The 23,061-nt window shown below is 72.5% G+C and carries 24 protein-coding genes; 15 read left to right on the forward strand and 9 right to left on the reverse strand.

What is annotated here, in order from left to right:
- Positions 1–49 precede the first annotated feature (49 nt).
- The 6 genes from ACWDVW_RS05285 (at position 50) to ACWDVW_RS05310 (ending at position 4,923) form a co-directional block, all read left to right on the forward strand.
- Positions 50–1,039 carry a helix-turn-helix transcriptional regulator gene (locus tag ACWDVW_RS05285; RefSeq protein ID WP_449945080.1) on the forward strand — a complete coding sequence of 330 codons (990 nt, stop codon included), beginning with the start codon at positions 50–52 and terminating at the stop codon, positions 1,037–1,039.
- Between the two features lie 108 nt (positions 1,040–1,147).
- Positions 1,148–2,152: a helix-turn-helix transcriptional regulator gene (locus ACWDVW_RS05290; protein ID WP_350694786.1), complete on the forward strand. Its 1,005-nt coding sequence runs from the start codon at positions 1,148–1,150 to the stop codon at positions 2,150–2,152.
- 10 nt (positions 2,153–2,162) lie between these two features.
- A complete protein-coding gene (locus ACWDVW_RS05295; protein ID WP_350694785.1) occupies positions 2,163–2,411 on the forward strand; it encodes a hypothetical protein in 249 nt (82 codons plus the stop codon).
- Between the two features lie 179 nt (positions 2,412–2,590).
- Positions 2,591–2,911 carry a Sec-independent protein translocase subunit TatA gene (gene tatA / locus ACWDVW_RS05300; RefSeq protein WP_449945084.1) on the forward strand — a complete coding sequence of 107 codons (321 nt, stop codon included), beginning with the start codon at positions 2,591–2,593 and terminating at the stop codon, positions 2,909–2,911.
- A gap of 18 nt (positions 2,912–2,929) precedes the next feature.
- Positions 2,930–3,880, forward strand: a complete 951-nt coding sequence (gene tatC, locus ACWDVW_RS05305; RefSeq protein WP_449945087.1) for a twin-arginine translocase subunit TatC — start codon at positions 2,930–2,932, stop codon at positions 3,878–3,880.
- A 98-nt stretch (positions 3,881–3,978) separates the two neighbouring features.
- Complete coding sequence (locus ACWDVW_RS05310) at positions 3,979–4,923, forward strand: diacylglycerol kinase (RefSeq protein WP_449945090.1); 945 nt, start codon at positions 3,979–3,981, stop codon at positions 4,921–4,923.
- Positions 4,924–5,270: 347 nt separating this feature from the next.
- Here the strand turns inward: ACWDVW_RS05310 and ACWDVW_RS05315 are convergent, their stop codons facing one another.
- Positions 5,271–6,032, reverse strand: a complete 762-nt coding sequence (locus tag ACWDVW_RS05315; protein ID WP_449945093.1) for an HAD family hydrolase — start codon at positions 6,030–6,032, stop codon at positions 5,271–5,273.
- A gap of 86 nt (positions 6,033–6,118) precedes the next feature.
- Here ACWDVW_RS05315 and ACWDVW_RS05320 point away from each other — a divergent pair, with 86 nt between their 5' ends.
- A complete protein-coding gene (locus ACWDVW_RS05320) occupies positions 6,119–8,899 on the forward strand; it encodes a DEAD/DEAH box helicase (protein WP_449945096.1) in 2,781 nt (926 codons plus the stop codon).
- Between the two features lie 151 nt (positions 8,900–9,050).
- The gene (locus tag ACWDVW_RS05325) at positions 9,051–9,941 is read left to right on the forward strand and encodes an MHYT domain-containing protein (RefSeq protein ID WP_449945099.1); all 891 of its coding nucleotides are present in this window, start codon (positions 9,051–9,053) and stop codon (positions 9,939–9,941) included.
- 75 nt (positions 9,942–10,016) lie between these two features.
- On the opposite strand, the gene ACWDVW_RS05330 is transcribed toward ACWDVW_RS05325, so the two are convergent.
- Positions 10,017–11,576, reverse strand: coding sequence for a chitinase (locus tag ACWDVW_RS05330; protein ID WP_449945102.1), 1,560 nt, complete (start codon positions 11,574–11,576; stop codon positions 10,017–10,019).
- A 154-nt stretch (positions 11,577–11,730) separates the two neighbouring features.
- Between ACWDVW_RS05330 and ACWDVW_RS05335 the strand changes: the two genes are divergently transcribed.
- A complete protein-coding gene (locus ACWDVW_RS05335) occupies positions 11,731–12,144 on the forward strand; it encodes a type II toxin-antitoxin system Phd/YefM family antitoxin (protein WP_449945104.1) in 414 nt (137 codons plus the stop codon).
- Here ACWDVW_RS05335 and smpB read toward each other — a convergent pair whose 3' ends face one another.
- Both smpB and ACWDVW_RS05345 read right to left on the reverse strand, forming a co-directional pair.
- Positions 12,145–12,660, reverse strand: a complete 516-nt coding sequence (smpB, locus tag ACWDVW_RS05340) for an SsrA-binding protein SmpB (RefSeq protein ID WP_350694774.1) — start codon at positions 12,658–12,660, stop codon at positions 12,145–12,147. It lies immediately after the preceding gene.
- 40 nt (positions 12,661–12,700) lie between these two features.
- Complete coding sequence (locus ACWDVW_RS05345; RefSeq protein ID WP_449945107.1) at positions 12,701–15,088, reverse strand: hypothetical protein; 2,388 nt, start codon at positions 15,086–15,088, stop codon at positions 12,701–12,703.
- Positions 15,089–15,293: 205 nt separating this feature from the next.
- Here ACWDVW_RS05345 and ACWDVW_RS05350 point away from each other — a divergent pair, with 205 nt between their 5' ends.
- From ACWDVW_RS05350 to ACWDVW_RS05360, 3 genes are all read left to right on the forward strand, one after another.
- Positions 15,294–15,938, forward strand: coding sequence for a maleylpyruvate isomerase family mycothiol-dependent enzyme (locus tag ACWDVW_RS05350; RefSeq protein ID WP_449945110.1), 645 nt, complete (start codon positions 15,294–15,296; stop codon positions 15,936–15,938).
- Positions 15,939–16,265: 327 nt separating this feature from the next.
- Positions 16,266–16,409: a hypothetical protein gene (locus tag ACWDVW_RS05355; RefSeq protein ID WP_449945111.1), complete on the forward strand. Its 144-nt coding sequence runs from the start codon at positions 16,266–16,268 to the stop codon at positions 16,407–16,409.
- Complete coding sequence (locus ACWDVW_RS05360) at positions 16,409–17,692, forward strand: YeiH family protein (protein WP_449945114.1); 1,284 nt, start codon at positions 16,409–16,411, stop codon at positions 17,690–17,692. The genes ACWDVW_RS05355 and ACWDVW_RS05360 overlap by 1 nt, the downstream gene beginning before the upstream one ends.
- 49 nt (positions 17,693–17,741) lie before the next feature.
- On the opposite strand, the gene ACWDVW_RS05365 is transcribed toward ACWDVW_RS05360, so the two are convergent.
- A complete protein-coding gene (locus tag ACWDVW_RS05365; protein ID WP_449945117.1) occupies positions 17,742–18,317 on the reverse strand; it encodes a MarR family transcriptional regulator in 576 nt (191 codons plus the stop codon).
- Between the two features lie 100 nt (positions 18,318–18,417).
- On the reverse strand, positions 18,418–18,705 hold the full coding sequence (locus ACWDVW_RS05370; RefSeq protein WP_449945120.1) for a hypothetical protein: 288 nt from the start codon (positions 18,703–18,705) through the stop codon (positions 18,418–18,420).
- On the opposite strand from ACWDVW_RS05370, the gene ACWDVW_RS05375 reads away from it, so the two are divergent.
- Positions 18,689–18,952, forward strand: a complete 264-nt coding sequence (locus ACWDVW_RS05375; protein WP_449945122.1) for a Scr1 family TA system antitoxin-like transcriptional regulator — start codon at positions 18,689–18,691, stop codon at positions 18,950–18,952. The genes ACWDVW_RS05370 and ACWDVW_RS05375 overlap by 17 nt on opposite strands.
- A gap of 10 nt (positions 18,953–18,962) precedes the next feature.
- Positions 18,963–19,160, forward strand: coding sequence for a DUF397 domain-containing protein (locus ACWDVW_RS05380; RefSeq protein WP_449945125.1), 198 nt, complete (start codon positions 18,963–18,965; stop codon positions 19,158–19,160).
- 18 nt (positions 19,161–19,178) lie between these two features.
- On the opposite strand, the gene ACWDVW_RS05385 is transcribed toward ACWDVW_RS05380, so the two are convergent.
- From ACWDVW_RS05385 to ACWDVW_RS05395, 3 genes are read right to left on the reverse strand one after another with little or no spacing between them, the layout of a single operon-like run.
- On the reverse strand, positions 19,179–19,907 hold the full coding sequence (locus ACWDVW_RS05385; protein ID WP_449945128.1) for an ABC transporter ATP-binding protein: 729 nt from the start codon (positions 19,905–19,907) through the stop codon (positions 19,179–19,181).
- Positions 19,880–20,755, reverse strand: a complete 876-nt coding sequence (locus ACWDVW_RS05390; RefSeq protein ID WP_449945131.1) for an ABC transporter permease — start codon at positions 20,753–20,755, stop codon at positions 19,880–19,882. The genes ACWDVW_RS05385 and ACWDVW_RS05390 overlap by 28 nt, the downstream gene beginning before the upstream one ends.
- A complete protein-coding gene (locus tag ACWDVW_RS05395; RefSeq protein ID WP_449945134.1) occupies positions 20,752–21,714 on the reverse strand; it encodes an aliphatic sulfonate ABC transporter substrate-binding protein in 963 nt (320 codons plus the stop codon). Before ACWDVW_RS05395 ends, ACWDVW_RS05390 begins: the two co-directional genes overlap by 4 nt.
- A 167-nt stretch (positions 21,715–21,881) precedes the next feature.
- Between ACWDVW_RS05395 and ACWDVW_RS05400 the strand changes: the two genes are divergently transcribed.
- Positions 21,882–23,051 carry an LLM class flavin-dependent oxidoreductase gene (locus ACWDVW_RS05400; protein ID WP_449945137.1) on the forward strand — a complete coding sequence of 390 codons (1,170 nt, stop codon included), beginning with the start codon at positions 21,882–21,884 and terminating at the stop codon, positions 23,049–23,051.
- The last annotated feature ends 10 nt before the right edge of the window (positions 23,052–23,061 follow it).

The following is a 23,061-nucleotide window of genomic DNA, read 5'->3' on the forward strand; positions in this document are numbered from 1 at the left end:
GGCGGCGCGGGTGCGTGGCGGAAGCGGCGCGGCTGCTAGCGTCTACGCCGTGTCGCGAAGTCGCACCGAACGCCTGGTCAACCTGGTGATCTGCCTGCTGTCCACGCGGCGGTTCCTGACCGCTGCGCAGATCGCCGCGACCGTGCCCGGCTACGAGCACCACCCCGACGACGCCCGGGAACACGAGGCGTTCCAGCGCAAGTTCGAGCGTGACAAGGCCGAACTGCGGGAGCTGGGCGTACCGCTGGAGACCGGGACGGCGAGCGCCTTCGATACCGAGCCGGGTTACCGGATCGCCCAGCGCGAGTACGCCCTTCCCGACATTCCCCTGAAACCGGACGAGGCCGCCGCGGTCGGCATCGCCGCCCGGCTGTGGCAGCACGCCGGTCTGGCCGCCGCCGCCTCCTCCGGGTTGGCGAAGCTGCGTGCCGCCGGGGTGGACGTGGACCCGCAGGCCACCCTCGGCCTGGAACCCATGGTGACGGTTGACCCGGCGTTCGCCCCGCTGACCGCCGCCGCGCGGGACCGGCGCGAGGTCCGCTTCGACTACCGGGTACCGGACCAGGACGCACCCACCCGCCGCCGGCTGCAACCGTGGGGGGTGGTCTGCTGGCGTGGCCGGTGGTACGTGGTCGGCCACGACCTGGACCGCGACGCCACCCGCTGCTTCCGGCTGTCCCGAGTCGCCGGTGCGGTCCGGGCCACCGGCTCCTCGGGCGCCTACCAGCCACCGGCCGACGTCGACCTGATCAGCCACGTGGCCCGCTGGTTCGGCCCGACCGAACGGCCCGGTCGGGCCACCGTGCTGGTGGCTTCGGGGCGGGCCGCCGGGCTGCGCCGCTGGGCGGTGGAGGTGACCGCCGGGCCGGAGGGCGACCGGCTGGTCCTGCCCTACGCCGACGCCGAGTCCCTGGCCGGGCACCTGGTCGGCTACGGGCCCGACGTGCGCGTGCTCGACCCGCCGGAGGTACGCGAGGCGGTCATCCAGCGCCTCAAGGAGATCGCCGTCCGGCACGACGACATGGCGGTCTCGCGGTGAGCGCGAGGAGTGAGCTTGCGAGCCCCGCAGTCGTGAGCGGAGGGTCGGTTCGGTGAGCGCGAGGAGTGAGCTTGCGAGCCCCGCAGTCGCGAACGGAAGGCCAGCTCAGTGAGTGCGAAGACCTCTTCCCGTACTTCCGCCGACCGGCTGGCCCGGCTGCTCAACCTGGTGCCGTACCTGCTCGCCCGGCCCGGCATCGAGATCGCCGAGGCGGCCGGCGACCTGGGCGTCACCGAGCGCCAGCTCCGCGAGGACCTGGAGCTGCTGTGGGTCTGCGGGCTGCCCGGGTACGGCCCGGGTGACCTGATCGACATGGCCTTCGACGGCGACCGGGTGACGATCACCTACGACGCCGGGATCGACCGGCCGCTGCGGCTCACGCCCGACGAGGCGCTGGCCTTGGTGGTGGCGCTGCGGATGCTGGCCGAGACGCCGGGCGTGGCCAACCGGGACGCGGTCGAACGGGCCCTCGCCAAGATCGAGGACGCCGCCGGTGACCAGGTGGCGGCCCCGGTGGAGGTGCGGCTGCCCGGCGACACCGGCCGGGTGGAGCAGCTCCGTGCCGCCGTGGAGGGCGGCCGCGCGCTGCGCATCACGTACTACACGGCGGCGCGGGACGAGACCACCGAACGCGTCATCGACCCGCTACGGGTGCTAATGGTCAGCGGTCGGACATACGTCGAGGCGTGGTGCCGCCGGGCCGAGGCGGTCCGGTTGTTCCGGGCCGACCGGATCGACGCGGTCACCGAGCTGGCCGAGCCGGCCGTGGTGCCGCCGCAGGCCCGCCCGCAGGACCTCAGCGAGGGCGTGTTCCGGCCCTCGTCGGAGCTGCCGCTGATCACGCTGCGGATCGGCCGGGGGGAGCGGTGGATCACCGAGTACTACCCCTGTGAGCGGATCGAGTCCGACGGCGAACGCTGGGTGGTCTCGCTGCGCGTCACCGACCTGGGCTGGGCCCGCCGGTTCGTGCTCGGCCTCGGGCCGGACGTCACCGTCGTGGCTCCGGCCGAGCTGGCCGAGCAGGTGCGGGACGCGGCCGTGGCGGCCCTGGAGGCGTACGCGACGCCGGTGTCACCGGGTGCGGACCCGGCGGCGCAGGCGGTCAGGCAGTAGGCTGACGCCCGTGCTGAAGTGGATCGTGCTCGCGCTGGTGCTGGTGCCGTTGGTCGTCCTCGCGCTGGCGGTTCGTCCGGTGCTGGCCCGGTTGCCGCATCTGCGCCGGGCAGTCGGGCGGTTGCAGCGGCGGGCCGACGAGGCCGTCGCGCTGAGCGCCGCCGCGGAGAGCCTCCAGCAGCGTGCCGAGAGCCTGCAGAGCCGGTTGGAGACGACCGAGCAGCGGCTGACCCTGATCCGCGCCCGCCGGGGCGACTGAGCGTCGACCTGCCCCGATCCGGCCCCGCATGATCGATTCGGTGGTTGACGGGATGCTCGTACGTGGTCGAGACTTCACCCACCGGGACGCCCCTTCGCCCGGCGGGTGGCAACAGCCGATGACGCACGTACGATGGGCTGCGGTACACCCTCATCGACACAGAGCGACTGGAGTTTCCCATGGGTGCCCTCAGGCCCTGGCACATCGCCGTACTCGTGGTCGTGATGATCCTGCTCTTCGGTGCGAAGCGGCTTCCCGACGCGGCGCGCTCCCTGGGCCGCTCGCTGCGGATCATCAAGGCTGAGACCAAGAGCCTCGCCGACGACGACCGCGACCTCGCCGGCAAGGCCGACGCGCAGGCCGGCTACCAGCCGTACCCGCCGCAGCAGCCCCAGCATGCCCCCCAGCAGCCGCCGTACCAGGGCACTGTGCAACCGCCGTACCAGGGTTCCGTGCAGCAGCCGGTCGCCGACCCGGTGCAGCGCGTCCGCGAGAACTGATTCCGGAGGCCGATCACCGTGGCCTTCGGACTCCGCAAACGCGGGCCGAGCAACTTCGAGCGGGCCTCCGACGGCTCGATGACCCTGGTCGAGCACTTCCGTGAGCTGCGCACCCGGCTGTTCAAGGCGTCGCTGGCCATCCTGGTCGGCTTCGGCATCGGTATCTGGCTGGCTGGTCCGGTCCGTCATTTGTTGTCGCAGCCGTACTGCCAGCTTCCCGGTAGTACGACGCCCGACGGTCGATGCAACTTCGTCCAGCTCGGCCCGGCGGACCTCTTCCTGCTCAACCTGAAGATCGGGTTGTGGGTCGGGTTGATCATTGCCGCGCCGATCTGGCTCTACCAGCTCTGGGCGTTCATCGCGCCGGGCCTGCACCGCAACGAGCGGCGGTACGCGTACATCTTCACCGCACTGGCGGCACCGCTGTTCGCGGCCGGCGCGGTGCTGGCGTACTTCGTCACCTCCAAGGGCCTGGAGTTTCTGCTCCAGGTCTCCGGCGACGACATCAACACGACGCTGGACATCACCCGCTACATATCGTTCGTCACCAACCTGATCCTGCTGTTCGGGGTGGCGTTCGAGTTCCCGCTGATCGTGCTGATGCTCAACTTCGTCGGTATCGCCAGCGCGAAGAAGCTGCTCGGCTGGTGGCGGATAGCCGTCTTCCTGTTCTTCGCCTTCGCCGCGGTGGTCACCCCCACGCCGGACCCGTTCGGTATGACCGCGCTGGCACTGTGTCTGTGCGCGCTCTACTTCGCCGCCGTCGGGGTCGCGTTCCTCAACGACAAGCGGCGCGGACGCGGCAAGGAGGTCTACGCCGGTCTCGACGACGACGAGGTCTCCCCGCTGGAGACCGACCCGGAACCGGTGCAGGCGGGCGCGCGGGTGGAGGCGTCCAGCCCGATCGAGGCCCCCGAGCCGGTCACCGCACCCAGGCCGATCGAGCGTCGCTTCGACGACGTGACCTGACCCGGACGATCACCACGAACGCCGCTCCCGCCAAGGGGCGGCGTTCGTGCTGTGCGGGCCCGGGAATTCGGCCCTTTCCCCGCTGACCCCGGGACCGGATGGCGGGTACGGTGCACGCCGTGACCGCAGACGATCACCTCCCGAACCCCGACGGGCCTGTCGCCGTACTGACGAATCCGACCGCCGGGCGTGGTCGACACCGGGGCCTGCTGCCGGACCTGGTGGACCGGCTCTCGACCGCCGGGCGCCCGGTGCGGCTGTTGCGCGCGGGCAGCGCGCTCGAGGCCGAGGCGGCCTGCCGGGCGGCGGTCGCCGAGGGCGTGTCCGCGCTGGTCGCGGTGGGTGGCGACGGCACGGTGCACCGGGCGATGCAGGCGGTGGCCGGCACCACGGTGCCGTTCGCCCCGGTGCCGGCCGGCACCGGCAACGACTTCGCGATCGAGACCGGATTCCCGAGCGACCCCTGCGCGGCGGCGGACACCATCGCGGCGGCACTGCGCGAGAGCCGCAGCCGGCCGGTCGACCTGGCCAGAATGACCGGGTACGACGACACGGTGCGCTGGTACGGGGCGGTGCTCGCGGCCGGCTTCGACGCGATCGTCAACGAGCGGGCCAACCGGATGCGCCGGCCGAAGGGCGCCCGGCGCTACGACCTGGCGATCCTGGTGGAGTTGGCCCGACTACGCCCACGCCGGTACACCCTCACCCTCGACGGCGAGCGGGTCGACGTGGACGCGGTGCTGGTGGCAGTCGGTAACAGCGCCAGCTACGGCGGCGGAATGCGGATCTGCCCGGACGCGGACCCGACCGACGGGCTGCTCGACGTGGTGGTCGGCGGCCGGTTCGACCGCCGTACCCTGATCCGCGTCAAGCCGCGCATCTACGCCGGCACGCACGTGGACCACCCGCTGGTACGCACCTACCGCGCCCGCACGGTGACGGTGGCCGCCGAGGGCATCACCACGTACGCCGACGGCGAGCGCTCGCTACCCCTCCCGGTCACCGTCACCGCCGTCCCCGCCGCCCTCCACCTCCTCCGCTGACCCCTGCCCTCACCCTCCCTGCTCGCACCACCCTCCGCCCCTGCTGCCGTCGCCCGCACGTCCGCCGCCCTCCCTGCCTACGCCAGGTCGCACGCTCGCCGCCGACTCTCCGCACCTCACGCTGACGCCGCCGATCATGGAGTCGTGGCGGCCAAAAATGCGAACAAAAGCCACAAACCAGCGACCACAACCCCATGATCGCGAGAGCTGCCCGCGCCCGCGCCCGCGCTCGCCTCCGTGTCCGCCTCGTTGATCAAGGAGTTTGGTCGCGCCCAGAGGCGGTGGGTGACGCAAACTCCTTGATCAACCGGACCCCCGGCGGGGAGGGGGCAGGGGTGGGGTGGGGGTTAGGGGTGGGGGAGGAGGTCCAGGACGGAGCCGAGGCCGTTGGGGCGGCCTGGGTCGGCGGGGGGTAGGACCAGCACGGCGCATCCGGCGGCTACGGCTCCGGCGTCGGCGGGGGTGTCGCCGACCATCAGGGACTCCTCCGGGTCGACGCCGAGCATCCCGCAGGCGCGCCAGAAGATCGCCGGGTCGGGCTTGCAGCGGCCCACCTCGTAGGAGAGCACGAACGCGTCGACCAGGTCGGTGAGGCCCCAGGCGTCGAAGATGGGCCGTAGGTCGAAGCCGATGTTGCTGACCACGCCCACGCGTACGCCGGCCGTCCGCAGCCCGGCCAGCGTCGGGGCGGTGTCCGGGTACGGCACCCAGCCCTCCGGCACCAGCACGCGCTCGTAGAGGGCGTCGGCGAACCCGTCGATCCCGGCGTCGACCGTGGCGGCCAGCCCGGTGTACGCGCCCCGGTGGGCGTGCTCGTAGAGGTCACGGTCGGCCCAGAGCTCGGCCAGTCGGGGCGGCACCCGGCCGGGCAGCGGTCCACCGGCCCGGCCGGCGGTGAGCAGTCGGTCGGCCAGCGAGGTGGCCCGCATCCGGTCCAGCGTCACACCGCACGCCGCCGCGGCGGCCAGCACCCACTCCCGGGGCTCCTCCACCTGCGCGAGCGTGCCGTGGAAGTCGAGCAGCACGGCTCGTACGGGCCGGCGGGACGGCTCGCGGCGGGTGTGGTCGACGCTGGGGAGGGCGTCGGTCGGTTCGGGATGATCCGGCACGACGTGCACCCTACCGACCCACCCGGACCGCCCTGCCGGACGGCCTTGTCGGGTGGCCGTCGGTGGCACGCACTAATCTTGGTGACATGTCGAGCCCCGCCGAGCGGTACGCCGCGGCACGTCGCCGGGCCGCCCAGGCCTCACAGTTCCCGGCGCTGGAAGAGTTCACCGCCGATCTCGGGTTCGACCTCGACGACTTCCAGCGCGAGTCGTGCCAGGCGCTGGAGCGGGGCAGCGGGGTGCTGGTGTGCGCCCCGACCGGGGCCGGCAAGACCGTGGTCGGGGAGTTCGCCGTACACCTGGCGCTGCGGGGTGCCCCGGGGCAGCCGGCGCCGGCCGACGGCGCCCGGCGCAAGTGCTTCTACACCACGCCGATCAAGGCGCTGTCCAACCAGAAGTACCACGACCTGGTCGACCGCTACGGTGCCGAGCAGGTCGGGCTGCTGACCGGCGACAACGCCATCAACGGTGACGCGCCCGTGGTGGTGATGACCACCGAGGTGCTGCGCAACATGCTCTACGCCGGGTCGAGCACCCTCCAGGGCCTCGCATACGTGGTGATGGACGAGGTCCACTACCTGGCCGACCGGTTCCGGGGCGGTGTGTGGGAGGAGGTCATCATCCACCTGCCCGCCTCGGTCACGCTGGTGTCGCTGTCGGCGACCGTGTCCAACGCCGAGGAGTTCGCCGACTGGCTGATCACCGTGCGCGGCGAGACCACGGTGGTGGTCAGCGAACACCGTCCGGTGCCGTTGTGGCAGCACATGCTGGTCGGCAAGCGGATGTTCGACCTGTTCCACGACGCGGACGCCGCCCGCAAGCACGACGTGCACCCGGAGCTGCTGCGTTACACCCGGGACACGGTGCGCCGCCTCGACCTGGGCGAGGGGCGTTCCGCCGGGCCGGGTGCCGGACGGCGGGGACCGCGCTGGCGCGGGCCGCTGCGGGCGGACATCGTGGATCGGCTGGACCGCGAGGGCCTGTTGCCGGCGATCCTGTTCATCTTCAGCCGCGCCGGCTGCGACGCGGCGGTGCAGCAGTGCCTGGCGGCCGGGCTGCGGCTCACCTCGCCCGAGGAGCGCGCGGAGATCCGGCGGGTGGTGGAGTCCCGGATCACCGCCATTCCGGGCGAGGACCTGTCGGTGCTGGGCTACTGGGAGTGGCTCGACGGTCTGGAGCGTGGGCTGGCCGCCCACCACGCCGGCATGCTGCCGGCGTTCAAGGAGGTCGTCGAGGAGCTGTTCGTCCGGGGGCTGGTGAAGGCGGTCTTCGCCACCGAGACGCTCGCCCTGGGCATCAACATGCCGGCCCGCTGCGTGGTGCTGGAACGCCTGGTCAAGTACAACGGCGAGGCCCACGTCGACCTGACCCCGGGGGAGTACACGCAGCTCACCGGGCGGGCCGGGCGGCGCGGCATCGACGTCGAGGGGCACGCCGTGGTGGTGTGGTCCCCGGAGACCGATCCGCGGCACGTGGCGGGGTTGGCCTCCACCCGGACGTACCCGCTGCGGTCCAGCTTCCGACCGTCCTACAACATGTCGGTCAACCTGGTCGGCAGCGTCGGCGCGGCACCCGCCCGCGAGCTGCTGGAGTCGTCGTTCGCGCAGTTCCAGGCGGACCGGTCGGTGGTCGGCCTGGCCCGGCAGGTGCAGCGCAACACCGAGACCATCGAGGCGTACGGCGCGGAGGCGGCCTGCCACCACGGCGACTTCGACGAGTACTTCGCGCTGCGGGTGGCCATCGCCGACCGGGAACGGGCGATCGCCCGCCAGGGGCAGAGTCAGCGCCGGGCGGCGGCGGTGGCGGCGCTGGAACGCCTGCGGGTGGGTGACGTGATCCGGGTGCCGTCGGGGCGCCGGGCCGGTCTGGCCGTGGTTCTCGACCCGGCGGCCGGTGGGTTCAGCGAGCCCCGGCCGTTGGTGCTCACGCAGGACCGGTGGGCGGGCCGGATCAGCCCCGGCGACTTCACCACCCCGGCCGAGGTGCTGGCGCGCATCCGGGTGCCCAAGCACTTCAACCACCGCAACCCGGCCGCCCGACGGGACCTGGCGGCGCAGGTCAGCGGCACCGGCCTGGACCGGCACTCCCGGCGGGGTGCGCGCGGTCGACAGTCGGGGGAGGACCACCGGCTGACCCAGCTCCGCACCGAGATGCGGCGGCATCCCTGCCACGCCTGCCCGGAGCGGGAGGAACACGCCCGCTGGGCGGAGCGTCGCCGTCGGCTGGAGCGGGACACCGAGGAGCTGCGGCAGCGGGTCTCCGGCCGGACGGGGTCGTTGGCGCGTACGTTCGACCGGATCGTGGCTCTGCTCACCGCGCGCGGCTACCTGACCGCCGAGGGCGGCGTGACCGATGCCGGGCGGATGTTGGGGCGGATCTGGACGGAGGCCGACCTGCTGGTGGCGGAGTGCCTGCGGCGCGGGATCTGGGACGGATTGTCCCCGGCCGAGCTGGCGGCGGCGGTCTCGGTGGTGGTCTTCGAGGCGCGTCGGGACGTCGACGAGCGGGCGTCGCTGCCGCGTGGCGCGGTCGCCGAGTCGGTCGACGCCACGTTGAAGCTGTGGAGCGAGATCGAGGCCGACGAGGCGGCGCGGGGCCTGACCGTCACCCGGGAGCCCGATCTGGGCTTCGCCTGGCCGGTCTATCGCTGGGCTCGGGGTGAGGCGTTGGCGAAGGTGCTGTCCAGCGGGCACGAGTTCGACGGCGAGATGCCGGCCGGTGACTTCGTCCGGTGGGCGCGTCAGGTGGTGGACCTGCTCGGGCAGTTGGCCGACTCGGGTGGCGCCTCGACCGAGTTGCGGGCCACGGCCCGGCAGGCGATCGCCGCCGTCAACCGAGGGGTGCTGGCCTACCATTCGCCCGCGTGAGTGTGACGGCCGGGAATCGACGCATCGCTGAGTGATCGCGACAACACGCCACGAAGTGTCCCCGAACGCCTATTGTGCCTGCTCGGGTGCTCCCAGATCATGTCTTCGGCGCGACGCTACGCGCTGGTAGCAGCTCTGGGGGGAGCCCGTTGTGGCGGAAATCAACCATTTTGAATACGGATGGATCACGCCGGGGATCAGTTACGCCCTGTCCGTGCTGGGTTCCATCCTCGGCCTGATCTTCGCGGGCCGGATAAGGATCGCGCAGTCCACCGGGCAGAAGATCTGGTGGGGGACGCTCGCGGCGTGGGCGCTCGGCGGCACGGCGATCTGGACGATGCACTTCATGGCGATGCTCGGCTTCGCGGTGACCGGCTCGCGGATCCGGTACGACGTGCCGATCACCGTCGCCAGCGCCCTGCTGGCGGTGATCGCGGTCGGCATCGGTCTGGCCATCGTCGGCACCGGCCGGCTGTCCGCGGTCCGCATCCTGGCCGGTGGCCTGTTCACCGGTCTCGGTGTGGCGGCGATGCACTACAGCGGCATGGCCGCGATGCAGCTGGACGGCCGGATCGGCTACGACCCGCTGCGCGTGGCGGCGTCGATCGTGATCGCGGTGGTTGCCGCCACCGTGGCGCTCTGGCTCGCGGTCACCGTCCGTCGCGGGCTGGCGATCTTCGGCTCGGCACTGGTGATGGGTGTGGCGGTCAACGGCATGCACTTCACCGGGATGAGCGCGATGTCGGTGCACCTGCACGACCAGCGGACCGAGCTGACCGGGGCCACGGTCAGCACCATGCTGCTGCCGATCGTCCTGCTGGTGATCTTCGGCGTGGTGGGCCTGGTGTACGCCCTGCTCGCTGCCCCGACCGACGAGGACCGGGCGGCGATGGCGTACCTGGACTCCCTGCGCGACCCGGCCGCCACCGCGCCGGCACCGGCCGCCGTCACCGCGCCCGATCCGGTCGGGCTGCGCGCCCGGTCGAGCCTGGCCCGGCCCGGTGCGCAGTTTCCGTCCCGCCGGGACCGACCGACGCGCTGAGCGTCGGCCTGGCCCCCGGGCCGGTGGTGGCCCCGAGCAACGGCGCTCGGGGCCACCACCGTGTGTGGCCACCGGTCAGGGCAGGGCCTTGAGGAACGGGCCGTGGTTGCGGCCGAACTCCCACTGGTAGAAGCGGTCCCAGTTGATCGACCACGTCATCAGGCCGCGGAAGTTCGGGTTGGTGCCGCTGCGGGGCGTGTAACCGCCGCAGTTCTGTCCCCGGACCAGGCAGGTGACGGCCGCCTGGACGCCGGCCGGGGCGACGTAGCCGTTGCCCGCGCTGACCGACGACGGCGCGCCGAAGGCGACCTGGTCCTCCCGCAGCGCGGGGAAGACGCGGTCCGGGTTGCCGGCCACCGGGAAGCCGGCGAGCAGCATGTCGGTCATCGCGATGTGGAAGTCGGCCCCGCCCATGGTGTGGTATTGGCCGTCCAGCCCGACGATCGGGCCCGAGTTGTAGTTCTGCACGTGCAACACGGTCAGGCGGTCCCGCAGCGCGTGGATCACCGGCAGGTACGACCCGGCGCGCGCGTCCTGCCCGCCCCACGGTCCCGGCCCGTAGAACTGGTGACCGAGCTGGACGAAGAACGTCTCCGGCGCCATGGTGAGCAGGAAGCCGGACCCGTAGCGCTGCGTGAGCGTACGGATCGCCGAGATCAGGTTCACCACGACCGGGGTGGTCGGGTTGCGGAAGTCGGTGTCGCCGGGGTTCAGGTACAGGGAGTGGCCCTCGAAGTCGATGTCGAGCCCGTCGAGGCCGTACCGGTCGACGATCGCCGACACCGAGCGGACGAAGGTGTCCCGGGCGGTGGTGGTGGTGAGCTGGACCTGCCCGTTCTGCCCGCCGATGGAGAGCAGCACCTTCTTGCCCTGTTGCTGCTTGGCCCTGATCGCGGCGGTGAACTCGGCCTCGCTCTCCACGCCCGGACACTCGCTGGCCGGGCAGAGCTGGAACCGGATGTCGCCGGAGGTGACCGTGGTGGGCTCGCCGAAGGCGAGGTTGATGACGTCCCAGTCGGCCGGTACGTCGGCCATCCGCAGGTAGCCGGAGCCGTTGGCGAAGCTGGCGTGCAGGTAGCCGATCAGGGCCCGTCGGGGCAGCCCACCGGGCGGTGGCGTGGTCGGCGGTGGCGTGGTGGGTGGCACGGTGGTCGGCGGCGGGGTGCTGGGCGGTGTCGTGGTGGGCGGCGGTGTGGTGGGTGGCGCCGTGGTCGGCGGGGTGGTCGGGGTGCCGCCACCGCAGGACACGCCGTTGACCAGGCAGTCGGTGGGTGATCCGGGCCCGGTGGCCAGGAAGCCGAAGGAGGCCGAGGCGCCGGGCGCGAGGGTGCCGTTCCAGGACCGGTTGGTGAAGGTGTGCCGCTGACCGGCGCTGCTGACGGTGGCGTCCCAGAAGGAGCCCAGGGTGGTCCCGGCGGGCAGGGTGAAGGCGACCTGCCAGGAGGTGATCGTGCTGCTGCCGCCGTTGGTGACGGTGTACCTGCCCTCCCAGCCGGTGCCCCAGTCGGCGGTCTTGACGAAGCTGGCGGTGGGACCGGCGGCCTGGGCCGGGGTGGCCGCCACCAGCGTGGTGGCGGCGACGGTGGCCAGGGCGGCGACGGCGGTGAGCAGTAGATGTCGGGTGGGGCGACGCATCCGGACCTCCCGGGGGACGAGGGCCGTCGATCGACGGATGCACAATTATTAAGATTGTTTACTGTAGATGTCCAGGGTTCGGCGGTCGTCCGGTCGGCACGCTCCCTGATGGACGGTTGCGGAAAGTGTCGTACCCCGCACACACCATGTATTCATGGCTGTCCCCGCCCTCACCCCAGGCACCGTCCCGCCGCGCTCGCTGCCGTTGCGCGAGGCGCGCACCCGACTGAGTCAGCTCGTCGCCATGGCGGAGCTGACCGACACCGTCACCGTGATCACCCGCGACGGCGATCCCCGGCCGGTCGCCGCGATCGTGCCGCCGGGCGCGGTGCGCACCGCCACCCAGGCCCGCGCCGACGCCGACCGGCTCGCCGAGGTCACCGCCGGCTGGGCCCGCCGGCTGGAGGCCCAACGGGAGCAGAGCGGCCGTCGGCACGCCGCCGAGCTGCGCGCGGTGACGACCGCGCTCGCCGAGGTCTGGGCGGAACTGGAGCGACGCGCTCCGGCCGGCGGTGACCCGGCGCTCGCCCGGCTGCGCGCGGCACACGAACACCTGCTCGCCGGCTGATCACCGACCGGTCCCGCGCCCCTCGGCGTACCGGCCCGTCCGCCCCTTCAGGCGACGGCCCATCTCCCGGGCGATCTCCCGGTCGGCGTCCCGGGCGGCCAACGCCTGCCGCTTGTCGTACGCCTTGCGGCCCTTGGCCAGCGCCAGCTCGACCTTGGCCCAGCCGCCCGAGAAGTACATCGACAGCGGCACCAACGTGATCCCGCCCTCGCGGGTCTGCGCCAGGATGCGCTCGATCTCCACCCGGCGCAGCAGCAGCTTCCGGGTCCGCCGGGGCGCATGGTTCGTCCAGGTGCCGTAGCCGTACTCCGCGATGTGCAGGCCGTACAACATGATCTCGCCGTCGAGTTCCTGGGCGAAGGCGTCGACGAGCGAGACCCGCTTCTCCCGCAGCGACTTGACCTCGGTGCCGGCCAGCACGATCCCCGCCTCGTACGTCTTGAGGATCGTGTAGTCGTGCCGCGCCTTGCGGTTTGACGCGACAACCGTCCGCTCGCTGCCACCGGAGGTGCCCACCCGGCGAAGGATAGTGCCTGGCCGCCCCGGTCGCGCAGGCTCACCCGGCCCCGTCGACCGGCCGCCGTCCGGTGGACTTCTCCGGTGTGGTGGTGGCCGTGGTCGCGTGGCGGGCCCGCTCCCGGGCCCGCAGCCGGGCGGCCAACTCGGCCACGGCCGCGCTGAACCGGGGATCGGACTCGCCCGGCCAGTGGCCGACGATCGGCGGCGGCACGCTGTCGCCCGGCGGCGGCACCACGTCCACCGGGTCCCGCAGTCGACGGTCGACGTCACCGGCCGGACCGGGCATCGTCGGCCGCCGGTCCGGCCGGTGCGGCGAGAGGACCCAGCCGCCGATCGGGTCGGTGTCCCGCCACAGGTTGACCCAACGCCAGTTGACCCGGCGACCCACCTCGCACAGCACGTCCTCGTCGACGTAGGCCGGGAACAACCGCGCGTAGAGCCGACGCAGCGGCGACCCGTACGTCAGCAGGGCCAGCCGTCCGCACACCTGCGGCGGCAACTGGAGGATCGTGGCGGCCAGCAGCACCGCGCCGTGACTGTGCCCGGCCAGCAGCACGCCGTGCCCCTGCTCGGTGAGGTACGTGATGCGCCGACTCAGCTCCGGCACGGCGCGTTCGGCGTAGCAGGGCGGGGCGAACGGGTGCGCCGCGCGGGGCCAGAACGTGCCCAGGTCCCACAGCACGCCGACGTACCGCCGGAATCCCGCCGTGCGATAGGCGAAGATGCCACCGACCAGCAGGGCGAGCACCACCGCCGCGATCAGGAAGCTGCCCACCTGGATGCCGAACTCGGTGGCGGCGGCCGGGATCCCGGTGAGGCGCTGCACGACGGTGCCCGGTGCCAGGTCGAGCATGCCGAGCAGGCTGGTCGGCATGCCCGCGCCGACGACGCAGGCGTACACCACGGCGAGGATCTCCAGGCGTTCGGTGAACCGGGCCCGGGCGATGGTCCGTTCGACCTGGCGCAGACGGTAGCCCGCCGCCGGTGGCGCGTCGGGGTAGTCGCGCGCCACGGTGGCCCGGGCGGTGCGCCGCCGCGCGAGGCGACTGATCAGCGTGATCACGACCGCCCCCACCAGCACGGTCGCCGCCGCCACGAGGAACACGAAGATGGCCCACTTGTAGCCCAGCGGCGGCCCGATCGCCCGTTCGTTGTCGGCTGCGGCGCGCCGGTTGAGCAGGTCGGCGATCCGGTAGACGAGGTCGGCGGTGATCGCCACGGCGAGCCCGGTGGCGGCGGCCGCGATCACCGGAGCGCCCAGTCCCTGCAACGGCCCGGCGCCGAGCCCGTCGCGGCCGGGCCCGCGACGGATCTCGTCCCCGTCGAGTCCGTCGCCCGTCTCGCCGTCGTCGAGGCCGTCCGACGTCGGCACGGCGCCGCGAACCCGACGGCGCAGGGCCAGCGACACCGTGCCGAGTACGAACAGCAGCGCGGCCTGGGAGAGGATCAGGACGCCGACCATGCTGGCGTAGCCGGGCAGGCCGGTGCGCGGTTGCCAGGGTGCGGGATCGAGCGCCACCGTGACCAGCACCAACGGGGTCAGGGCACACGCCACGGTACGCAGCCCGCCGGTCAGCCGGTCCACCCGGCGGTCCGCGACCGGGGCGTCGATCAGCGGGTGGGCGCAGAGCAGCACGACGCAGCCCACCAGGACCACACCGGTGACCACGGCCAACGCGACCACGACGGCCGAGGCGCCCGAGTCGATCCGGGCGACGAGCACGCTGAGGGCGAGGGTGCCGAAGCCTGCGGCCACGTGCAGCGACCGCAGCCGGCCGACCGTCGGCGCGCTGTCCCACTGGCCGACCGCGCTGAGATGGTGCGGGCCGGAGGCGGTGGTGGGGGTCTGGAAGGCGTCGAAGTTGCGCCCCGGGCGCGCCGCGAGCCGCCAGACGAGGCCGAGCGCGGCGGCGGGAATCAGCCCGAACACCGCCAACGTCACGCCGGTGGGTCGGCCGCCGAGCCAGGACAGCCAGGGACGATCCTGGAGGCAGTACGGGTTCGGCAGGCAACGCCAGGCGAGCAGGTCGACCGACATGCCGACGGCGCCGAGCACGTACAGCATGGTCAGGGTGAGCGCGAGCAGCCGGCACACCGCCTTGAGCCCCGCGCCGGAGGTACCCCGGTGTGCCGGGCGCATCCAGATCGCGACGTTGCACAGCATGAAGGGCAGCAGGAACATCAGCGACAACGTCCGGACCAGGGTGCCCGACGGCAGGTCGCTCCACCGGTACGCCTCCAGCGTGACCCCGGCCGGCCCTCTGGTGTCGGGGTAACCGGGTCGCGGGCGGTAGAAGCCGCCGCTGCCGTCCCCGGCGACCTGGTGGCTGTGCGGGCGGTCCAGGATCTGTTCGGCGCCCGCGCCGGACACCCCGTGCACCCGCAGCTCCACGACGTCGTCCGAAGTCCTCGGCCAGTCCGTCATCGGCCCCCCGGAAGATCACGCTGTCCCGGCAACCGACGGGCCGGCCGCCGGCCGGCGCGGCACGGCGTCGCCCCGTCTACCCGTCCAGGGCCCGGCCACGCCTCGGCGGCCGGGCGCCCGGTCACCTCGGCCCACCAGGTACGAGGTCGTTGCGGACCCGCCTCGCCTCCACCGCCTCGTGTCGGGCGCTCTAAGCTGCTCAGCGATGAACTCCGCCGACTCCAGCGATTCCGCTCGCATCGCCGCCCAGATCGTCGCCGCCCGTGGCGACCTGGCCGACGATCTCGCTGATCTGACCGACGCGCAGTGGGCCACCCGCTCGCTCTGCGACTCCTGGAGCGTCGAGGAGACGCTGGCCCACCTGACCTCGGCCGCGCGCATGACTCCGTTCCGCTGGATCCGCAGCATGGCCGCAGCCGGGTTCCGCCCGGACGTGCACAACCGGCGTCGCCTGCGCGAGCAACTCGGTGCCACGCCCGCCGACACGCTGGCGACGTTCCGGGCCGCCGTGTCCGCCACGACCGCCCCGTCGGGGCACACCGCCGCGTGGCTGGGCGAGGTCGTCGTGCACGGCCAGGACATCCGCCGCCCGCTCGGACTGCCCGGCGGGCCGACGGTCGAGGCGGCCACCACGGTCGCCGAGTTCTTCGTGTCCAGGAACTTCGCCGTCAACAGCCGCAACGTGGCGAAGGACCTGCGGTGGGAGGCGACCGACGGGCCGTTCCGCAGCGGCGACGGCCCGGTCGTCCGGGGAACGACGGAAGCGCTGGTCATGGTTCTCGCGGGCCGACGTGCCTACCTCGCGGACCTCACCGGTGACGGTGTCGAGACGGTGCGCGCCCGCATCTAGGGGACCGGCGTGGCACCGCGCCGACCCGTCGCCGTGGCCCGGACCCTCGTCGAGGGACATGCGCGTCGCCCGGATCGTGGACAGCTCTTGTATTCCTACTTTGCCGGTAGGAATATAGTTCGGTGGTCACCGATCCTCGACTCACCTCCCGCCGGGTCGTCGACCTGATGCGGGTCGCCTCGGAGCTCTGTACCGGCTCGGGCCGCGCCTGACCGGCCCGAGCCCGACGTCGCGTCCGTCCGCCGGTGTCACCCGGCGGATTCGCTCACTCCACGCGTCCGTACGCCCTCGGCGTCGCCGTGCCCTCACACCCCCGGAGGAACCCCCATGAGTGCCCCCGAACCACCGCCCACCCCCACCACGCCGGAGAGCCGGTTCGCCATCAACGAGGACTGGGCCGCCACCCTCCTCGGCCTGGCCCTGCTCGGGCTGGTCCTGATCGGCGTCATCCCCACCGGGCTGGTGCCCTGATGACCACCGACGCCAGCCGACCCGCGACCGGCACCGCCGCACCCGCCGAGTCGGCCTCCACCGCCCCGGCCGACCCCGGGACCACCACCGGCTCGACGGCCACCACGGACGGCTCCGCAGCGGGCGCGACCGGTGCGCCCGTACACGCCGAATCGGCACCCGCCGGACCGGCGGGCCTGCCGCCCGCCGCGACACCGCCGCCCGGCGGCTCCTTCTGGGCCTGGACCGCCGTCGGCCTGCTGGTCGTCCTCGTCCTCGCCGTGCTGACCCGCTACCTGGAACAGAACGTGCCCACCTGGGCCGAGGGCACGGCGGTCGAGGACGTCGCGGGGGCGATCGAATACCCGGTGTACGCCATCCTGCTGGGCCTGCTCGGCAACGTGGCGGTGACGCTGACCGGGCTGCGGGACCGCATCGCCGCCGCGTTCCGCACCGAGTTCTTCATCAAGACCGGTCTGGTGCTGCTCGGCGCGTCGATCAACCTCGCGGTCATCGCCAGCGCCGCCGGTCCGGCCATCGCCCAGGCGATCCTGCTGATCAGCGGCGTGTTCCTGTTCACCTGGTGGCTCGCCGGGCGGCTCGGTCTGGACGACAAGCTGCGCGCGCTGCTCGCCTCCGCCGTCTCCATCTGCGGGGTCAGCGCCGCCATCGCCGCCGCCGGTGCGGTCCGCGCCCGCCGGGAGCAACTGGCCTACACGGCCAGCCTGGTGATCGTCTTCGCGTTGCCGTCAATCTTCCTGCTGCCCTGGCTGGCCGACGTGCTCGGGTTGGAGTCGGCGGTGGCCGGGGCCTGGATCGGCGGCAACATCGACACCACCGCCGCCGTCACCGCCGCCGGTGCGCTGGCCGGTGACGAGGCGTTGCAGATCGCCAGCATCGTCAAGGTCACCCAGAACGCGCTGATGGGCGTGGTCGCGGTGGCGCTGACCGCGTACTTCGCGCTGCACGTCGAGCGCCGGGCCGGCGCGGCCCGTCCGGGGCTCGGCGAGCTGTGGCGCCGGTTCCCGAAGTTCGTCCTCGGTTTCGTCGCCGCGTCGGTGATCGCCACCTGGTACCTCGACGCCGCCGGTGCGGACGGCAAGGCCACCATCGCGATCGTCAACGACCTGCGGACCTGGTTCTTCATCCTGGCCTTCGTCAGCATCGGCCTGGAAGTGCGGGTGGCGGCGCTGCGGCAGGCCGGGTGGCGACCGGTGGCGGTCTTCGGCGCCGCCACCGTGTTCAACCTGGTCCTCGCCCTGGGACTCGCCTCGGTGCTGTTCGCCGGCTTCTCGACGAGCTGAGGCGCGATCGGCCGGGAACCGGACCTTCCCCCGGTTCCCGGCCGTCGGTCTAGGCAGGCCCGGTGGCCGACAGGTAGGCGTGGCCGCGAGCGGAGAGTTCGTACCCGGAGGGCAGGCTGAGGGTCAGGCCATGTGCTTTGAGGGTTCGGAGGCGTCGTTTCAGGGAGTCCTTGTCGATCGACAGCTCGGCGGCGAGCCGCGTCGCGGTGATGCCCGGATGGCGGCCGATCCGGTCCAGCGCGGCGCGGGCCCACGGGGTTCGGGCGTCGAGCCGGTCCAGCACGGCGTCGAGGTCGGCGATGTCGGATGGCGAGAGCACCGGGTTCTCGGCGAGCGCGGTGCGGGGATCGGGCCCGGCCCACGACAGGGTGATCCGCCAGAGTGGATCGGCGTCGTCACCGCGCAGGGTCGAGAGCAGGGCGTCCCGTGTGGCGTAGCCGGCGTCCCGCGCGGCGGTCGTGTCGAGCTGTTCGGGCTCGACGCGGTCGACGGCCTCGACGCGTACGATCCCGGCCACCGTGTGGAACGTCGAGCCGGGTCGCACCCGTGGCCGGATCCAGCGCCGGTAGGCGACAGTGATCTGACCGGCGGCGACGCCCTGCGCGATCTCGTGGGTGAGTATCACCGGCGACCTTCGACGAACCGGGGCAGAGGTCGCCTCGGTGGCCGAGCCTGACGCAGCGCCAGAGTCGAACCCCGATGGCCCGGCACGAGTCCCCACCCGCTCATGTCCACACCGTACCGGGCATCGTCCTTCTTCCCGGTCCTTGAATCGGCAGGCGCGTCGGTGCGCTACACAGCCCGGCCGTCTGCACGAAGACCGCCCGCCGGGTGACAGCCTCTCCCCGCATGTCGATCTGACATCCCTCCAACCAGATCCACCCGTCGTACGTGGTCCAGGTCAAGAACACCCGGATCACGCGGAACAGGATCGGCCGACGAAACTGCACGCTGGCCTGCGGCCCGATCAGGAGCAGGTCACCGGCGTGCGGCGCGATGGTCACGGCAGCCATCCGAGGAACCGCCGATGCAGCAGCCCGGCCGGAGCCCACCCCATGTCCTGACTGGCCGACACCAGGCACGCACCCAGGTAGAGCGCCAACGGTGTATGTCGGCACTCTCACCGGTGCGCTGTATCTGGACAGGCCCGCGGTGATCTCTGCATACGCCACAGCTCATGAACAGCTTCAAGCTGTGGCTCTGGGACCGAAGCCCACTCGGGATAGGCTGCTCGCGTTGGCCGAGGAGTTGGTCAAGTAGGAGGACCCGCATGAACCCGAGTCGCCTGACCTGGCGCAAGAGCACCCGGTCGGGGTCGACCGGGAACTGTGTCGAGGTGGCCGCCAATCTCCCGGCCGTGGTCGCGGTGCGGGACAGCAAGGATCGGCAGGGGCCGGTGCTGTCGTTCAGCACCGACCAGTGGGCCGGCTTCGTCCGGGGCGTCAAGGGCGGCAGACTCACCGCCTGAGCGGCGAAACTCGTGTCCTCAGGTGGGTACGCCGAGTCGTTCGAGCAGGCGGCGGCGTAGTGCGCCGAAGGCCGGGTCGTCGGGAGTCCGGGTCGGGCCGAGGGGTACGTCCAGTTCCTTGGCGATGACGCCGGACTCCAGCAGGAGCAGTCGGTCGGCGAGCAGTAGTGCCTCCTCGACGTCGTGGGTGACCAGCAGCGCGGCGAAGCCGTGTTCGGTGCGTAGCCGACGCAGCAGCGCCTGCATCCGGAGCCGGGTGAGCGCGTCGAGCGCGCCGAACGGTTCGTCGAGCAGCAGCACGTCGGGTTCGCGTACCAGGGCTCGGGCCACCGCGACCCGCTGTGCCTGGCCGCCGGAGAGTTCGGCGGGCCAGGCGCGGTGCCGGTCGGCGAGACCGACCTCGGCCAGTGCCCGGTCGACGCGGCCGGCCACGTCCGGACCGGAGAGCCCGAGCGCGACGTTGTCGGCGACCCGTTTCCACGGCAGCAGCCGGTGCTCCTGGAAGACGACCGCGGCGGTGCCACGCAGGACGGTCTCGCCGGTGGCTTCCTCGTCGAGGCCGGCGAGTACGCGCAGCAGGGTGCTCTTGCCGGAGCCGCTGCCGCCGAGCAGGGCGACGACCTCGCCGGGCGCGATGCTCAGCGAGGTGCCGGCCAGCACGGTGGTGGTGCCGAAGGCACGGCGTACGCCGGTCGCGGTCAGCACCGCCGTCCCGGCGGTCAGGTTGCCCGAAGTCCGCGTCGCCATGACAGCGTCCTCCTTTCCAGGGTGCGGATGGCCACGTCGGAGAGCAGCCCGAGCAGGGCGTAGACGAGCAGGCCGAGGACCACCACGTCGGTCTGGCTGAACTCGCGGGCCTCCATCATCAGGAAGCCGATGCCGGTCTGCGCGTTGACCTGTTCCCCGACCACTAGGCTGAGCCAGGCGGCGCCGATGGCCAGCCGTAGCCCCAGGAACAGGGCGGGCAGCGCGCCGGGCAGCACCACGTGCCGCAGCCGGGCGAGTGAACCCAGTCCGCAGGTACGGGCCGCCTCGACCAGTCGTTCGTCGATGTCCCGGATGCCGGCGTAGGTGTTGAAGTAGAGCGGGAAGAACGCGCCGAGGGCGACCAGGCTGATCTTCAGCGACTCACCGATGCCGACCCAGATGATCAGCAGCGGTACCAGTCCGAGGTGCGGCAGCATCCGGGCCATCTGCACCGGTGGATCGATCAGGTCGTCACCGAGGCGCAGCAGCCCGGCGACGGCGCCGAGGAGCAGGGCGAGCCCGCCGCCGATGAGCAGCCCGGCACCGGCCCGGCTGAGTGAGTCGAGCAGGTGGGTCAGCAGGGTGCCGTCGCTGGCCAGACGCCAACCGGTGGCCAGCACGGTGCTCGGTGCGGGCAACTTCTCCGGGGCGAGCAGTCCGGTCCGGGCGGCCAGTTCCCAGCCGGCCACCAGCAGCACCGGACTGGCCAGCCGCCACCAGGCGATCCCCGAGATCTTGGTACGTCGACGCCCCTCGCGGGGCCGTGACGTACCGAGATCTGCCGCGCCCGACGCGGGCGGGGCACCCGACGTGGGCGGGGAGGTGTGCGAGGCGGTCGAACTGGTCACTGGTACACCTCGTTGAAACGGTCGTCGATCCGGGAGCGGATGTCGACCGGGCCGGGGATGAGTTCCAGCGTGGCGAAGCCGTCCGCGATGGCCTGCAACTCGTCGCCGACGGCGGGGGTGACCGGGGCCAGGGAGCGGGCGCTGCGGTCCAGGGCCCGGCTGGTGACGTCCTCGGCGATCTTCAGCTCGGGGGCGAGCACTGCGGCGCGTTCGGCGGGGTTGGCGATGCCCCAGTCGGTGACCGTCCGGTAGGTACGCAGGAACGACTCGATCTGCGGGGACTTGTCCGCCAGCGCGTCCGGGTGGGCCAGCACGTACTCGCGGTTGCTGGCCAGGCCGGTGGCGTCGGCGAGGATCCGGACCTCGGGGCGCTCGGCGAGGGCGAAGTACGGGTCCCAGATCACCCAGGCGTCGACCTGCCCGTTGTCGAAGGCGGGCCGCCCCTCGGCGGGCTTGAGGTACTTGACGTTGATGTCCTGCAACGTCAGGTTGTTCGCCTCCAACAGCCGCACCAGCAGCCAGTGCACGTTGGAGCCCTTGTTCAGGGCGACCGTGCGTCCCTTCAGGTCGGCGAAGGTGCGGATCCCGGAGTCCTCCTTGACCAGCACCGCCTCGCCCTGCGGGATCGGCTCGGAGGTCCCGATGACGGAGAACGGGATCTTGCCGGCGGCGGCGAAGATCGGGGGTGCCTCACCGGTCTGTCCGATGTCGATCGATCCGGCCTTGAGCGCCTCGGTCAGCGCCGGGCCGCTCTCGAACAGCGACCACTCGGCGTCTGCGGCCTCGCCGCGCGCCTTGACCAGGCTCAGCCCGCCGAACCGCTGGTAGCCGATGCGCAGTCGGGGAGTGTCGTCGTCACCGCTGGCCGACCCGCCGCACGCGGTGAGGCCGACCGCGGCGACCAGGGCGAGCGCCGTGAGCAGCGCGGTGCGGGCACGACGTGGGGAAGGGGTACGCATGAGGTCTCCTGGACACAGCGAAGGGGGATCGCCGGACATCGACACGAGTCCGTGACGGCAGCAGCCTACTAAACCGATAGGTTTTATCGGTAGTCTGTCCGCGTGGTCGTCTCATCTCTCAGGAGTGGACGGCCGGACCCACCCCTGCGCGCCCGAAGGATCGAGTCATGTCGTTGACGTTCCACTGGTTCCTGCCCACGTACGGCGACAGCCGGGACATCGTCGGCGGCGGGCACGGCATGTCGGCGGGAAGGGCCGGCGGCTCCCGCCCGCCCACCATCGGCTACCTCGGCCAGATCGCCCGCACGGCGGAGCAACTCGGCTTCGTCGGCGCGCTCACCCCGACCGGGGCCTGGTGCGAGGACGCCTGGCTGACCACCGCCATGCTCACCGAGGTCACCGAGCGGCTGAAGTTCCTGGTCGCCTTCCGGCCCGGCCTGCTCTCGCCGACCCTCGCCGCGCAGATGGGCGCCACCTTCCAGCGACTCTCCGAGGGACGGCTGCTGGTCAACGTGGTCACCGGCGGCGAGTCGCACGAGCAACGGGCGTACGGCGACTTCCTGGACAAGGACGCCCGGTACGCGCGTACCGACGAGTTCCTGCACGTGGTGCGGGCGCTCTGGCGCGGTGAGACGGTCGACCACGCCGGTGCTCACGTACGCGTCGAGCAGGCCCGCCTGGCCCGGCTGCCCGAGCCGGCCCCGCCCGTCTACTTCGGCGGCTCGTCGGCGGCGGCCGGCCCGGTCGCCGCCCGGCACAGCGACGTCTACCTGACCTGGGGCGAGCCGCCGGCGCAGGTCGCCGCCAAGCTGGACTGGATCCGCAAGCTGGCCGCCGAGGCCGGCCGGACCGTCCGGTTCGGCATCCGGCTGCACGTCATCTCCCGGGACACCAGCGACGAGGCGTGGACGCAGGCCCGACGGTTGCTCGACGGCATCGCCGACGCCGACATCACCGCCGCGCAGGAGGGGCTGCGCCGCAGCGAGTCCGAGGGGCAGCGGCGGATGCTCGACCTGCACGGCGGGTCCCGGGACGGCCTGGAGATCAGCCCGAACCTGTGGGCCGGCGTCGGCCTGGTCCGAGGCGGCGCGGGCACCGCCCTGGTGGGCAGCCACACCGAGGTCGCCGACCGGATCGCCGAGTACCACGCGCTCGGCCTGGACGAGTTCGTGCTCTCCGGGCACCCGCACGTCGAGGAGGCCTACTGGTTCGGCGAGGGGGTGCTGCCGATCCTGCGCGCACGGGGGCTGTGGCACCACCCGGCGGGCGCACCGGCGGTGTCGCAGCCCACCGGCATCCCGTTCGCCACCCCGCCGGTGCCGACCGCCCGGCGCTGATCCGCGCAGA

The sequence above is a fragment of the Micromonospora sp. NPDC003241 genome (assembly GCF_053589795.1).

Bases quoted from the DNA above. Each gene is read 5' to 3' on its own strand.
- tatA (WP_449945084.1), top strand. From the start codon at position 2,591: ATGGGTGCCCTCAGGCCCTGGCACATCGCCGTACTCGTGGTCGTGATG.
- ACWDVW_RS05310 (WP_449945090.1), top strand. From the start codon at position 3,979: ATGGCGGGTACGGTGCACGCCGTGACCGCAGACGATCACCTCCCGAAC.
- ACWDVW_RS05320 (WP_449945096.1), top strand. From the start codon at position 6,119: ATGTCGAGCCCCGCCGAGCGGTACGCCGCGGCACGTCGCCGGGCCGCC.
- ACWDVW_RS05330 (WP_449945102.1), bottom strand. From the start codon at position 11,576: ATGCGTCGCCCCACCCGACATCTACTGCTCACCGCCGTCGCCGCCCTG.
- ACWDVW_RS05335 (WP_449945104.1), top strand. From the start codon at position 11,731: ATGGCTGTCCCCGCCCTCACCCCAGGCACCGTCCCGCCGCGCTCGCTG.
- ACWDVW_RS05345 (WP_449945107.1), bottom strand. From the start codon at position 15,088: ATGACGGACTGGCCGAGGACTTCGGACGACGTCGTGGAGCTGCGGGTG.
- ACWDVW_RS05350 (WP_449945110.1), top strand. From the start codon at position 15,294: ATGAACTCCGCCGACTCCAGCGATTCCGCTCGCATCGCCGCCCAGATC.
- ACWDVW_RS05355 (WP_449945111.1), top strand. From the start codon at position 16,266: ATGAGTGCCCCCGAACCACCGCCCACCCCCACCACGCCGGAGAGCCGG.
- ACWDVW_RS05360 (WP_449945114.1), top strand. From the start codon at position 16,409: ATGACCACCGACGCCAGCCGACCCGCGACCGGCACCGCCGCACCCGCC.
- ACWDVW_RS05375 (WP_449945122.1), top strand. From the start codon at position 18,689: ATGGTCACGGCAGCCATCCGAGGAACCGCCGATGCAGCAGCCCGGCCG.
- ACWDVW_RS05370 (WP_449945120.1), bottom strand. From the start codon at position 18,705: ATGGCTGCCGTGACCATCGCGCCGCACGCCGGTGACCTGCTCCTGATC.
- ACWDVW_RS05380 (WP_449945125.1), top strand. From the start codon at position 18,963: ATGAACCCGAGTCGCCTGACCTGGCGCAAGAGCACCCGGTCGGGGTCG.
- ACWDVW_RS05385 (WP_449945128.1), bottom strand. From the start codon at position 19,907: ATGGCGACGCGGACTTCGGGCAACCTGACCGCCGGGACGGCGGTGCTG.
- ACWDVW_RS05395 (WP_449945134.1), bottom strand. From the start codon at position 21,714: ATGCGTACCCCTTCCCCACGTCGTGCCCGCACCGCGCTGCTCACGGCG.
- ACWDVW_RS05400 (WP_449945137.1), top strand. From the start codon at position 21,882: ATGTCGTTGACGTTCCACTGGTTCCTGCCCACGTACGGCGACAGCCGG.